Origin of the sequence: Burkholderia ubonensis (genome assembly GCF_001718695.1) — a bacterium.
GTDB classification, from domain to species: domain Bacteria; phylum Pseudomonadota; class Gammaproteobacteria; order Burkholderiales; family Burkholderiaceae; genus Burkholderia; species Burkholderia ubonensis_B.
Map to the genome: position 1 here is coordinate 2,835,357 of NZ_CP013420.1, position 13,926 is coordinate 2,849,282.

General features: G+C 70.6%; 7 protein-coding genes. 6 read left to right on the forward strand and 1 reads right to left on the reverse strand.

The features are described from left to right. Positions 1-4 precede the first annotated feature (4 nt). The 6 genes from WJ35_RS12950 (at position 5) to nagE (ending at position 10,981) form a co-directional block, all read left to right on the forward strand. The gene (locus tag WJ35_RS12950; protein ID WP_060236053.1) at positions 5-3,208 is read left to right on the forward strand and encodes an error-prone DNA polymerase; all 3,204 of its coding nucleotides are present in this window, start codon (positions 5-7) and stop codon (positions 3,206-3,208) included. A 322-nt stretch (positions 3,209-3,530) separates the two neighbouring features. Next, positions 3,531-4,265 carry a GntR family transcriptional regulator gene (locus tag WJ35_RS12955; RefSeq protein ID WP_060235967.1) on the forward strand — a complete coding sequence of 245 codons (735 nt, stop codon included), beginning with the start codon at positions 3,531-3,533 and terminating at the stop codon, positions 4,263-4,265. A gap of 98 nt (positions 4,266-4,363) precedes the next feature. Next, positions 4,364-5,467, forward strand: a complete 1,104-nt coding sequence (gene nagA / locus WJ35_RS12960; RefSeq protein WP_060235969.1) for an N-acetylglucosamine-6-phosphate deacetylase — start codon at positions 4,364-4,366, stop codon at positions 5,465-5,467. Then, positions 5,460-6,476: an SIS domain-containing protein gene (locus WJ35_RS12965; RefSeq protein ID WP_060235971.1), complete on the forward strand. Its 1,017-nt coding sequence runs from the start codon at positions 5,460-5,462 to the stop codon at positions 6,474-6,476. The genes nagA and WJ35_RS12965 overlap by 8 nt, the downstream gene beginning before the upstream one ends. Before the next feature lie 16 nt (positions 6,477-6,492). After that, entirely contained in the window at positions 6,493-9,105 is a 2,613-nt protein-coding gene (gene ptsP / locus WJ35_RS12970) for a phosphoenolpyruvate--protein phosphotransferase (RefSeq protein WP_069239265.1), read from the forward strand. Positions 9,106-9,211: 106 nt separating this feature from the next. Next, positions 9,212-10,981, forward strand: a complete 1,770-nt coding sequence (nagE, locus tag WJ35_RS12975; protein WP_069239266.1) for an N-acetylglucosamine-specific PTS transporter subunit IIBC — start codon at positions 9,212-9,214, stop codon at positions 10,979-10,981. A 183-nt stretch (positions 10,982-11,164) separates the two neighbouring features. Here the strand turns inward: nagE and WJ35_RS12980 are convergent, their stop codons facing one another. Continuing rightward, positions 11,165-13,648 carry a family 20 glycosylhydrolase gene (locus WJ35_RS12980; RefSeq protein WP_069239267.1) on the reverse strand — a complete coding sequence of 828 codons (2,484 nt, stop codon included), beginning with the start codon at positions 13,646-13,648 and terminating at the stop codon, positions 11,165-11,167. Positions 13,649-13,926 lie beyond the last annotated feature (278 nt).

Here is a 13,926-nt window from a genome sequence, read left to right on the forward strand (position 1 = left end):
GGCGATGGCTGCGGAATTCAAGGTTCTTCCCGACTATGTGGAGCTGTTCTGCCGGTCGAACTTCTCGTTCCTGCATGGCGCGTCACATGCGGAGGAGCTGGTCGAGCGTGCGGTGGAGCTTGGCTACCGTGGTATTGCGATCACCGACGAATGCTCGCTCGCGGGCGCGCCGCGGATGCATGTCGCGGCCAAGGCGAAAGGGCTGCCGCTGATCGTCGGCGCGTACTTCGAGGTGACGCCGGATGACGTTTCGCCCGGCCACGATCCGGGCCCCGGCGCGTTCGGGCTCGTGCTGCTCGCGCAGAACCGCGAGGGCTACGGCAACCTGTCGGAGCTGATCTCGTGGCGGCGGATGGCATCGCCGAAGGGCACGTACAGGCTGACGGCGCGAATGTTGTCGAGACCGCCCGAAGAATTCGCGCACCTGCGCGGGATGCCAGGCTGCTTCGCGATTCTCGTTCCCGCCTATCCGGTGCGCGCGGATGTGCTCGATGCGCAGGTCGCGTGGTTTCGCGCGACGTTCGGCGAACGGGCGCGGCTCGGGCTCGTGCAACTGCAGCGCGCGCTCGACGGCGCGCAGCGCGAGGAGATTCGTATGGCCGGCGCACGGCGTGAAGTGCGCGTCGTCGCGCTCGGCGATGTGACGATGCATCGACGTTCGTGCAAGCGGTTGCAGGACACGATGACGGCGATCCGGCTCGGGATGCCGGTTTCGGAGTGCGGGTATGCACTCGCGCCGAACGCGGAGCAGCATTTGCGCTGGCGGCGGCAGATCGCGCAGTTGTTTTCGCCGGACGAGATCGCGCAGACGTGCGCGATTCTCGATGCGTGTCACTTCGAACTCGACTCGCTGCGCTACGAGTATCCCGACGAGATCGTGCCGAAGGGGCACACGCCGACGAGCTATCTGGAGCAGGAAACCAGGGCAGGGGCGGCCGAGCGCTATCCGCAGGGTGTGCCGGAGAAAGTGGAGAAGCAGATCCGCCATGAGCTCGACCTGATCGCCAGGCTGAGCTACGAACCGTTCTTCCTGACCGTCTACGACATCGTCAAATACGCGCGCAGCCAGAACATCCTGTGCCAGGGGCGCGGCTCGGCGGCGAATTCGGTCGTCTGTTATTGCCTCGGCATCACCGAGGTGAATCCCGAGCAGAGCACGATGCTGTTCGAGCGCTTCATCAGCGCGGAGCGCGGGGAGCCGCCCGACATCGACGTCGACTTCGAGCATCAGCGCCGGGAAGAGGTGATTCAGCACATCTACAGAAAATACGGCAAGGACCGCGCGGCGCTCGCGGCCGCCGTGTCGACGTATCGTCCGCGCGGCGTGCTGCGCGAAACCGGCAAGGCGCTCGGCGTCGATCCGATGCTGATCGACCGCGTCGCGAAGGGGCACCGCTGGTTCGACGGCAGCCGCGATCTGCTTCAGCAGTTCGCGACGGTCGGGCTCGATCCCGATACGCCGCTGATCCGCGCGTGGGCCGATCTTGCCGCGCGGCTGCTCAATTTTCCGCGCCATCTGTCGCAGCACTCGGGCGGCTTCGTGATCAGCCGCGGCAAGCTCACCCGGCTCGTGCCCGTCGAGAACGCGGCGATGGACGGCCGTCGCGTGATCCAGTGGGACAAGGACGACCTCGAAGCGCTCGGACTGATGAAGGTCGACGTGCTGGCGCTCGGCATGCTGTCGGCGCTGCACCGCGCATTCGACCTGCGCACCGCGTGGCGCGGGCCGCCGGAGCCGGACGGCAAGCCGTTCACGCTGAAGCACATTCCGCAGGATGACGAAGCGACCTACGACATGATCTGCCGCGCCGACACGGTCGGCGTGTTCCAGATCGAATCGCGCGCGCAGATGTCGATGCTGCCGCGTTTGCGGCCGCGCACTTACTACGATCTGGTGATCGAGGTCGCGATCGTGCGGCCGGGGCCGATCCAGGGCGGCGCGGTGCATCCCTACCTGAAACGGCGGCAGGGGCTCGAAAAGGTCAGTTACCCGAAGGAGGATCTGAAGCCGGCGCTCGAACGCACGCAGGGCGTGCCGATCTTCCAGGAGCAGGTGATGCAGGTCGCGATGATCGCGGCGGGCTTCACGCCCGGCGAAGCCGACGAGTTGCGGCGCGCGATGGCCGCATGGAAGCGCAAGGGCAATCTCGAGAAGTATCACCGCAAGATCGTCGACGGCATGCGCGAGCGCGACTATCCGCCCGAATTCGCCGAACAGATCTTCGAGCAGATCAAGGGCTTCGGCGATTACGGTTTCCCCGAGAGCCATGCGGCGAGCTTCGCCAAGCTGGCCTACGCGAGCAGCTGGCTCAAGTGCCACGAGCCGGCGATCTTTCTCGCCGCATTGCTGAACAGCCAGCCGATGGGATTCTATCCGCCGTCGCAACTCGTGCAGGACGCGAAGCGGCACGGCGTGCAGGTCCTGCCGATCGACGCGACGAAGAGCGGCTGGGAGGCGTCGCTCGAAGCGCTGCCGGGCCAGCCGCGTCCACATGGACAGCCGGCCGTGCGGCTCGGCCTGTCGCTCGTGCGCGGCCTCGGCGAAGCCGCCGCGCGCCGGATCGAAGCCGCGCGCGCGGCCGGTCCGTTCGAAAACGTCGACGCACTCGCGCGCCGCGCGCAACTCGAACGCCGCGATCTCGAAGCGCTCGCCGCCGCGAACGCGCTAGCGACGCTCGCCGGGCATCGCCGCGATGCGCTGTGGCAGGCCGTCGCCGCGGCGCCGGAGCGCGACCTGCTCGCGGCCGCGCCGATCGACGAGCCCGAGATGCCCGCGCTCGGCGCGCCGTCGGAGGCCGACGACGTCCTCGCCGATTACCACACCACCGGCCTCACGCTGAACCGCCATCCCGTCGCCCTGCTGCGGCCCGCGCTGCGCGAGCGGCGGCTGTCGTCCGCGGCCGAGCTGCGCGACCGCCCCGACGGCCGGCTCGCGCGCGCCTGCGGGCTCGTGACCGCCCGCCAGATGCCGGGCACCGCGAAAGGCGTGATGTTCATGACGCTCGAGGACGAAACGGGCTGCGTGAACCTGATCGTCCGGCCCGAGTTGCTCGCGCGGCAGCGCCGCGAGACGCTCGATGCGCGGCTGCTCGCGGCGTCGGGCGTCTGGCAGGTCGTGAGCGACGTGCGGCACCTCGTCGCGCAGCATTTCGAGGACCTGACGCCGCTGCTCGGCGGCCTGCGCACGTCGAGCCGCGAGTTCCACTGAGCATCCGCCGCCCCCGCCGCGGCCGGCGCGTTGCACGATGCATACCAGTGCGCGGAACTGGTTCTATTCCGGTCTCACTTCAGTCGCGATTCTCCCGTCCTGATGCATCGCGAAACAGTCCCCTTGCATACCACCTCGGGTAAATCCCTATCCCGCATCACCTTGTAAACAAAGGCTTTGTTGCAGCTAAAACGCTTACGGGACAAGGCTTCCGGCGATTTCGACGACACTAATACCAGTTCGTTGACTGGTATTATGGTGGTTATATAATGCCTTCACTTTCCGACGGCCCGCGTCCGTCGTCCGACTTCCCCGGAGGCTCATGGAAACCGGCTGTTCCGAACTGGCGCCCGATCCTCGCCGCGATACGCCGCTCTATCTGCAGCTCGCGCGCAATCTGGCGAGCGCGATCCACGACGGCGCATGGCAGGCCGGCGAGGCGCTGCCGTCGGAGCGGGTGCTGTCGGCGTCGGTCGGCGTGTCGCGGATCACCGCGCGGCGCGCGCTGGCGCTGCTGGTCGAGCAGGGCCTGGTCACGCGGGCGCGCGGCGCGGGCACCTTCATTACGCCGCGCGTCACCGATCCGCTGTCGCGCCTGGTCGGCTTCACCGCGAAGATGCGCCAGCGCGGCTTCGCGCCGGATTCGGTGTGGCTGTCGCGCAAGCTGCGCGCCGCGAGCCGCGACGAGATCACCCATCTCGGCCTCGCGCCCGGCGCGCTGGTCGCGCGGCTCGAGCGGCTGCGCCGCGCGGACGGCATCGTGATGGCGGTCGAGCACTCGACGCTGCCGGCCGCGGTGGTGCCCGATCCGCACGCGCTCGGCGCGTCGCTGTACGAGCACCTCGAAGCGCGCGGCAAGGTCGTGGTGCGCGCGCTGCAGCACTTTCGCGCGGTGAACGCGACGCGCGACATCGCGAAATGGATGAAGGTGGCGCCGGGCGCGGCGCTCCTCGTGATCACGCGCATCGGCTACGGCGCCGACGAGCGCGCGATCGAAATGACCGAAACGTATTGCCGCGACGATTACTACGACTTCGTCGCCGAACTGAAACGCTGACGCGGGAGACTGCACCGGCGCGCGACGACCGGCGCACCCTGCGGATTTTGCACATCGCGACGCGGCTCGCCGCGTCACCAGATCATCAAGAGAATGTCATGCTGACTGGAAACATCCTGACCCCCGACGGCTGGATTCACGGCTCGCTCGATTGCGAGAACGGGCGCATCACGACGCTCGACGGCGCCGCGGCCGATCCCGCGAAGAACGACGCGCCGTACATCCTGCCCGGCTTCATCGACCTGCACGTGCACGGCGGCGGCGGCGCCGACGTGATGGAAGGCGGCGACGCGATCGAGACGATTGCCCGCACGCACGCGCAGTACGGCACGACGAGCCTGCTCGCGACGACGATGACCGCACCGCGCGACGAGCTGATGAAGGTCGTCGGCAACCTCGGCAGCGTCGCGCGCACCCGCACGCCGGGCGGCGCGCGCGTGCTCGGCGTGCACCTTGAAGGGCCGTACATCAACCCCGGCAAGCTCGGCGCGCAGCCGGACGCGGCCGTGTCGGCCGTGCTCGACGAAGTGCTGAAGTACCTGTCGATCGCGCCGATCCGCGTCGTCACGCTCGCGCCGGAAATCGCGGGCCACATCGAGATCATCGGCGAGATGGCCGCGCGCGGCGTGCGCGTGCAGCTCGGCCACTCGCTCGCGACCTACGACGACGCGGTCGCCGCGCTCAAGCACGGCGCGTGCGGCTTCACGCACCTGTTCAACGCGATGTCGCCGCTGCATCACCGCAACCCGGGCCTCGTCGGCGCGGCGCTCGCGCACGCCGAATACGCGGAGATCATCCCCGACCTGCTGCACGTGCATCCGGGCGCGATCCGCGCGGCGCTGCGTGCGATCCCGCGCCTGTACGTCGTGACCGACAGCACGTCGGCCACCGGCATGCCCGACGGCGAATACCGGCTCGGCAGCCAGCACGTGACGAAGTGCCTCGGCGGCGTGCGGCTCGCCGACGGCACGCTCGCCGGCAGCACGCTGACGATGGACCAGGCGCTGCGCAATCTCGTGTCGCTCGGCCTGCCGATCGCCGACGTGTCGAACCGGATGTCGCGCTACGCGGCCGACTATCTCGGCATCGCCGATCGCGGCCGCCTCGTGCGCGGCGCGTGGGCCGACGTCGCCGTGTTCGATCGCGACCTGAACCTCACCGCGACCTACGTCGAAGGAGAATCGATTGTCGAATATGCTTAACGAGGCGCGCGAGTCCGCCCAGGTCGTCGCCGCGCAGCTCGCCGACACCGCGCGCGTCGAAGCGCTCGCCGGCCAGCTGATGGATCATCCGCCGGCCGTCGCGCTGACGGTCGCGCGCGGCAGCTCGGATCACGCCGCGAGCTATTTCGCGAGCCTGACGATGAGCCGCCTCGGCGTGCCGGTCGCGTCGCTGCCGATGTCGGTCGCGACGCTGCAGCAGGCGCCGCTGAAGGTGCAGGACCAGCTTGCGATCGCGTTCTCCCAGTCGGGCAAGAGCCCCGATCTCGTCAACACGATGGCCGCGCTGCGCGAAGCGGGCGCGCGCACCGTCGCGGCGGTCAACGTGCTGCCGTCGCCGCTCGCCGACGCCTGCGAGCACCAGCTGCCGCTCCTGGCCGGCCCGGAACGGTCGGTCGCGGCCACCAAGAGCTACATCGCGATGCTGTCGCTGTCCGCGCAGATCGTCGCGTTCTGGCAGCGCGACGCGGCGCTCGTCACCGCGCTGCGCGGCCTGCCCGACGTGCTCGCGCAGGCGGGCGCGCTCGACTGGTCGCCGGCCGTCGCCGCGCTGGCCGACGTCGAGCGGATGATCGTGATCGGCCGCGGCCTCGGCCTCGCGATCGCGCAGGAAGCCGCGCTGAAGCTGAAGGAAACCTCCGGCATCCAGGCCGAGGCGTTCTCGAGCGCCGAAGTGCGTCACGGCCCGATGGAGCTGATCGACCGCGACTATCCGCTGCTCGTGTTCGCGCCGCCGGGGCCGGAGCAGGCGGGCCTGCTGCAGCTCGCGGCCGACATGCGCGCGCGCGGCGCCGCGGTGCTGCTCGCCGCGCCGGCCGGCACGCCCGGCCTGTCGGGCACGGTGCTGCCGCTCGCGCAGTCCGCCCATGCGGCGCTCGACCCGATCGCCGCCATTCTGTCGTTCTACGTGATGGCGGCGGATCTCGCCGTCGCGCGCGGCCGCAATCCCGATACGCCGCGCCACCTGAACAAAGTCACCGAAACGCATTGATGAGCCGAGAACGCCGATGAGACGCGCCGAGGAGTCCCAGTTGAAGAGCCCCACCCACGATCAGATCGTTCTGCTTGCCCCGTTGACGGGGCCGATCGTTGCGCTGGCCGACGTGCCCGATCCGGTGTTCTCCGGCGGGATGTTCGGCGACGGCATCGGCATCGACCCGCTCGCCGGCAAGCTCGTCGCGCCGTGCGCCGGCATCGTGTCGCATCTCGCGCGCACCGGCCACGCGGTGACGATCACGACGCCGCAGGGCGCGGAAGTGCTGCTGCACATCGGCATCGACACCGTCGAGCTGAACGGGAAGGGCTTCACCGCGCGCGTCGAGGCCGGCGCGCGCGTCGACGCGGGCGACCTGCTGATCGAGTTCGACCAGGACGCGGTCGCGCGCAGCGCGCATTCGCTCGTGTCGGTGATCGCGATCGCGAATTCCGACGCGTTCGAGATCGTCGCACGCGCGCAAGGCTCCGCGACGGCCGGCGAGACGCCGCTCCTCACGCTGCGCGCCAACGGCGCAGCGGCCGGGCAGGCCACGCAGGCCGCTCATGCGACCGCGACCGCGACTTCGGCGCACGAAGTGCGCCGCCAGATCGTGCTCACGCAGCCGGGCGGCCTGCACGCACGGCCGGCCGCGCGGGCGCGCGAGGCGGCGCGCGGGCTCGATGCGCACGTCGACGTGCATTTCGAAGGCCGCAAGGCGCCGATCCAGAGCGTGGTCGGGCTGCTCGGCCTCGGCGCCGGCGAACAGGCGGCGATCGAGCTGGTCGGCCGCGGCGCGCAGGCGCAGCAGGCGGTCGACGCGGTCGCGCACGAGCTGCTGCGCGAGGCGCACGGCGAAGTCGAGGAGAAGCCGGCGCGCACGCTGTCGCCCGCGCCGCAGGCGGTCGTGCGCGACGTCGGCGCCCCGCGCGTTGGCGCGCCCCTCGATCCGCACACGCTCGCCGGCGTGTGCGCGGCGCCCGGCATCGCCGTCGGCACGCTGGTGCGCCTCGACGATGCGGACCTCACGCCGCCCGAGCAGGCGAGCGGCACGCCCGCATCGGAAAGCCGTCAGCTCGACCAGGCGCTGAAGGCCGTCGACGCCGAGCTCGACGTCACCGTGCGCAACGCATCGGCGCGCGGCGCGGTCGGCGAGGCGGGGATCTTCGCGGTGCATCGCGTGCTGCTCGAAGACCCGACGCTGATCGACGCGGCGCGCGACCTGATCAGCCTCGGCAAGAGCGCGGGCTTCGCGTGGCGCGCGACGATCCGCACGCAGATCGACACGCTGTCGAAGCTCGACGACGCACTGCTCGCCGAGCGCGCGGCCGACCTGCGCGACATCGAGAAGCGCGTGCTGCGCGCACTCGGCCACACGAACGGCGCGGCGCGCGCGCTGCCCGACGAGGCCGTGCTCGCGGCCGAGGAGTTCACGCCGTCCGAGCTGTCGTCGCTCGATCGCGAGCGCGTGACCGCGCTCGTGATGGCGCGCGGCGGCGCGACGTCGCACGCGGCGATCATCGCGCGCCAGCTCGGCATTCCGGCGCTCGTCGCGGTCGGCGACGCGCTGTACGCGATTCCGGACGGCACGCAGGTCGTCGTCGACGCGAGCGCGGGCCGTCTCGAACACGCGCCGACCGCGCTCGACGTCGAGCGTGCGCGGCACGAGCGCCAGCGCCTCGCCGGCGTGCGCGAAGCGAACCGCCGGACCGCGGGCGAAGCCGCCGCGACCGCCGACGGCCGCGCGATCGAGGTCGCCGCGAACATCGCGACGCTCGACGACGCGAACACGGCCGTCGACAACGGCGCGGACGCGGTCGGCCTGCTGCGCACCGAGCTGATGTTCATCCATCGCCAGGCGGCGCCGACCACCGTCGAGCACCAGCAGAGCTACCAGTCGATCGTCGACGCGCTGCAGGGCCGCACCGCGATCATCCGCACGCTCGACGTCGGCGCGGACAAGGAAGTCGACTACCTGACGCTGCCGCCCGAGCCGAACCCGGCGCTCGGCCTGCGCGGGATCCGCCTCGCGCAGGTGCGCCCCGATCTGCTCGACGACCAGCTGCAGGGCCTGCTCGCGGTGAAGCCGTTCGGCGCGGTGCGCATCCTGCTGCCGATGGTGACCGACGCGGGCGAGCTCGTGCGGCTGAAAAAGCGCATCGGCGAATTCGCGCGCGCGATGGGCCGCGCCGAGCCGATCGAGGTCGGCGTGATGATCGAGGTGCCGTCGGCGGCGCTGCTGGCCGACCAGCTCGCGCAGCATGCGGACTTCCTGTCGATCGGCACCAACGACCTCACCCAGTACACGCTCGCGATGGACCGCTGCCAGGCCGACCTCGCCGCGCAGGCGGACGGCCTGCATCCGGCCGTGCTGCGCCTGATCGACATCGCGGTGCGCGGTGCCGAGAAGCACGGCAAGTGGGTCGGCGTGTGCGGCGCGCTCGGCGGCGATCCGCTCGCGGTGCCGATCCTCGTCGGCCTCGGCGTGACCGAGCTGTCGGTCGATCCGGTGTCGGTGCCGGGCATCAAGGCGCGCGTGCGCCGCCTCGATTACCAGTTGTGCCGCCAGCGCGCGCAGGATCTGCTCGCGCTCGACTCGGCGCAGGCGGTAAGGGCAGCAAGCCGCGAGATCTGGCCGCTCGACTGAGCGTCGGCGGGGACTCGCGCGCGGTTTCAGCAGCAACGCAAATTCACTACGCAAGCAATCAGGTCAACGAAGAAGGTCAACGAAGAGACAAGGATTGGAGGACTGAATGGACGGGAATCCGTTTCTGAAGATACAGAGCCTGGGAAGGGCGCTGATGCTGCCGATCGCGGTGCTGCCGGTCGCCGGCATCCTGCTGCGGCTCGGCCAGCCGGACGTGTTCAACATCAAGATGATCGCCGACGCGGGCGGCGCGATCTTCGACAACCTGCCGCTCTTGTTCGCGATCGGCGTGGCGGTCGGCTTCGCGAAGGACAACAACGGCGTCGCGGCGCTCGCGGGCGCGATCGGCTACCTGATCGAAACCGCGATCATGAAGGACATCGATCCCAAGCTGAACATGGGCGTGCTGTCCGGGATCATCGCGGGCGTGGTGGCCGGCTTGCTGTACAACCGCTACAAGGACATCAAGCTGCCCGACTACCTCGCGTTCTTCGGCGGCAAGCGCTTCGTGCCGATCATCACCGGCCTGGCATGCGTGGTGCTCGGCATCGTGTTCGGCTACGTGTGGCAGCCGGTCCAGCATGCGATCGACGCGGCCGGCCAGTGGCTGACGACCGCGGGCGCGATCGGCGCGTTCGTGTTCGGCTTCCTGAACCGGCTGCTGCTCGTCACGGGCCTGCACCACATCATCAATTCGCTCGCGTGGTTCGTGTTCGGCAACTTCACGCCGCCGGCCGGCGGCGAGCTCGTGCACGGCGACCTGCACCGCTTCTTCGCGGGCGACCCGAGCGCGGGCACCTTCATGGCCGGCTTCTTCCCGATCATGATGTTCGGCCTGCCGGCCGCGTGCCTCGCGATGCTGCACGAGGCGCCGAAGGAGCGCCGCGCGGTGGTCGGCGGCCTGCTGTTCTCGATGGCGCTCACGTCGTTCCTGACCGGCGTGACCGAGCCGATCGAATTCAGCTTCATGTTCCTCGCGCCGGTGCTGTACGTGATCCACGCGGTGCTGACGGGGCTGTCGCTCGCGATCTGCCAGATTCTCGGCGTGAAGCTCGGCTTCACGTTCTCGGCGGGCGGGATCGACTACGTGCTGAACTACGGGCTGTCGACGAAGGGCTGGGTCGCGATTCCGCTCGGCATCGCGTACGGCATCGCGTACTACGGGCTGTTCCGCTTCTTCATCCGCAAGTTCGACATGGCGACGCCGGGCCGTGAGCCGGCGACGGCCGAAGGCGCGGCCGAGCCGTACCAGCCGGGCGGCTACGTCGCGCCGGCCGCGAGCGCCGCGGCGCCGCGCGCGCAGCGCTACATCGCCGCGCTCGGCGGCGCGGGCAACCTGACGGTCGTCGACGCGTGCACGACGCGCCTGCGGCTGACCGTCGCCGATCCGGACAAGGTGTCGGAGCCGGACCTGAAGGCGATCGGCGCGCGCGGCGTGCTCAAGCGCGGCGGCAACAGCGTGCAGGTGATCATCGGGCCGGAGGCGGACATCATCGCCGACGAAATGCGCGCGGCGATCGGCAGCGGTACGGCTGGGGCCGCAGCCGCAGCGCCGGCCGCGGCCGCGCAATCGACGGCGCAAGCGGTCACGGGCGCGGCGGCGGGGCCGCTCGATCCCGATCCGGCGCGCTGGCTCGCGGTGTTCGGCGGCGCGACCAACGTCGCGTCGCTCGACGCGGTGGCGACCACGCGGCTGCGCGTGGTCGTGCGCGACGCATCGGCCGTCGATCGCGAACGGCTCGGCACGCTCGACGCCGCATGGGTGTCGCCGGACACATTCCACATCGTCTGCGGCAATGCGGCCGCGCGCTATGCGCAGCAGCTCGGCGCACGCCTGCCGTCGACCGGGGGCGGCGCGGCCGCGCAACCGGCCTGACGCGACGCTGCCGGTCTGTCTGCGTTGCCGCAGCGGGCCGGCTGCCGGCCCCAGTACGAAAACGGCTTGCGACCGATGGGGCGCAAGCCGTTTTTACTTTGGGGGCGGTGCCACTGCTCAGTGTTCAGTGCCGGTGCTCCGATCCGCCTCGCGCCTCGCCCACCCCGTGCAACTGCGCGCCCCTTACGGGTTCGTCAGCGTGAACGTCGGCTTCCGGTAGCCGATCCCCGCGCGTTCGAGCTTCGGCAGTTCGCGCTGCTGGAGCAGCGTCGCGAAGCCTGCCCAGTCGCGCTGCAGCGCGGCCGTGTCGACGTGATGCGTGTCGCCGAGCTTGTAGCGCACGCCCGCCGCATACGGCAGCTCCCAGTCGGCCTTGTGCCATGCGCGCTCGGCGAGCGCGAGCAGCCGCGGATACACCATGTATTCGAGCAGCCGGTCGTTGCGCATCACTTCACCCCACGCTTGCCCCTGGATCCCTTCGAGGCGCGGCGCGGGTCCGGCGCTCGTCACCTCGAACGGATTGCCGTCGCGGTCGCCCATCACCTCGGCGTTCTGCGGCAGGTTCTCCGGCGCGAGCGAGAACACCTTGTACTCGTCCGTCGCATGCGAGCCCCAGTAATAGCCGCGCTCGCGCGGATTGAGCGTGTACGGGAAGTCGAAATACAGGTAGTCGGGCAGCGCGAGCACCGTCCGGTATCCCTTGGCGCTCAGGTCGCGCGCGCTGTCCGACGCGCCCCAGAAGATCGTGTCCCACAGCGACACCATCACGTTGCGCGTGCTGAAGTCCTGCGGACCGTTCGCGTGCTTGATGCCGTCCTGCCACGCGGCCATCGTGCCGATTCCGTTCGCGTTCACGACCGCGCTGACCTGCTTCGCGAAGCGCGTCGGCAGCTCGTCGATCGACTTGACTTCACCGCGTTGCAGCAGCGCGGTGCACGCCGGCGAGCGCGCCCACGGCTTGTCCTGCGCGGCGAGATCGATGCGGCCCTTGCCCGGATCGGCGCCGTTGCGCGGCTGGAAGCCCGCGCCGAGCAGGATGTTCTTCGCCTCGTCGCCGCCGTAGTGCCAGGTGCGCAGCGGCACTTGCGCGTCCGCGTGCATCGACGCGATTTCGCGGATCACCTTCGACGCGAAGTTGAGCGCGCCCGGCACGCACGGGTTCAGGTCGCTGCGCCGGTCGTAGAACTGCACCGTCAGCAGGTTCGACGTGTCCTGCGGATCGAGCAGCCGGTACGCGTTCGCGTCCTGCTCGCGGCCCGCCGCGTGCAGGCGGCGATAGCGCGCCTCCATCGACACGACGGCCGCGCGCGAGTGCGCGGGCATGTCGATCTCGGGAATCACCTCGACGAAGCGGTCGGCCGCATAGCGCAGCAGCGCCACGTAATCGGCGCGCGTCAGGTAGCCGCCGCCCGACTGGTCGTCGGGCCCCGAGCCGAGCTGCGGCAGCAGGCAGCGCGTTTCGGACGGATCGTGGCAGCGGCGCGCGCCGACGTCGGTCAGTTCGGGCAGGCCGGGAATCTCGATGCGCCAGCCCTCGTCGTCGGACAGGTGCAGGTGCAGCCGGTTGAGCTTGTACGCGCTCATCTGGTCGATCAGGCGGCGCAGCGTCGCCGGATGCTTGAAGTTGCGCGCGAGGTCGACGTGCATGCCGCGATGGACGAAGCGCGGCGCGTCCTCGACGAGCATCGCGGGAAGCGTGCCGCCGCCGGCCGGCGCGAGCGAGAACAGGGTCTGCACGCCGTAGTAGAGGCCGGCGCGATCGTAGGCCTCGATGAACGCGCCGCGCGGCCCGATCGCGAGCCGGTAGCCGCCGGGCGTCGCGATATCGGCCGGCAGCCGGCGAGGTGCGACGACGCCCCACACCGGCACGCGCGCGCCGTCGAGGCCGAGCGTGCCCGCGCGCTCGCGCAACGCCGCCACTTGCGCGGACGGGAGCTCCGGCAGCGCCAGGTCGACGCCGCGCAGCTCGAGCGTGCCGCCCAGCGTGCGCTGCCGCTTCACGCTCGGCAGCGCGCGGCCGGCGTCCGGCCGCGCGGCGACGGGCGGTGCGTTGCCGGGTGAATTGTTCTGCGCGTCGGCGGGCAGCGATTCGACGTAGCGCAGCTCGTCGTCGGTGTCGTTGTAGCGCAGCACCGCGGGCGGCGCGCCGTCGACCACCACGTAGGGCCGCGGAATCACGTCGCTGTAGCGGCGCAGCCAGTATTCGGCGACGACCGGCAGCTCGATGCGCTCGCCCGGCGCGAGCCTGAGCGAACCCGGCTGCGGCGTCAGTTCGTACAGGTCGCCCGTCAGGCGGCGCAGCGCGAAGCCCGGCCGGTCGATCCGCAGCAGGCGGCGGATGCTGTGCAGGTAGAGCCGCCAGCCGCCGTCGGCGATCGGCTGGTGGCCGCGGTTCTGCAGGATCAGGCGGCCCGTCGCGCAGCTCGCCCAGTCCGCGCCGAGATCGGCGCAGGGCACGCCGGCCGACGCCGCGTGATTGTTGTCGACGGTGACGCGCAACGCGAGGCCGTTCGACAGCAGCGTCGCGAGCCCGGCGGGCGTCGGCGGGGCGGCGTTCGCGCTCGCGCCGGGCGCCGCGCGCGCGGGCGTCTGCGCAGGCGACGCGGCCGGCGACAGCGCCGCCGCGATCAGCGCGCCGGCGCACAGGGAATGCAGGATTCGATTCATGGGGATTCCTCAAAAAAAGTTCGGCGATACGACGCCGCGGGATTACGTCGCTGCGATCGGGTCTTTCAAGGAGGCTGCGGGGAAAGGCTGGGGGCCGTGCGCGGGCGAGGGGGCACGAAGTGCGCAAGGCGTGCACGAGGCGCGCATAAGGCGCGCGATGCCGAGCGCTACGGATCAGGTTCGCGGCACGCGCGCCGGCCGTGCGCGTTCATGAGCGGCGCATATCGGTGGGCGCCGCGGCGCGGCCGGTCCTCGGACGCTCACGGTTCGGCGTGGCG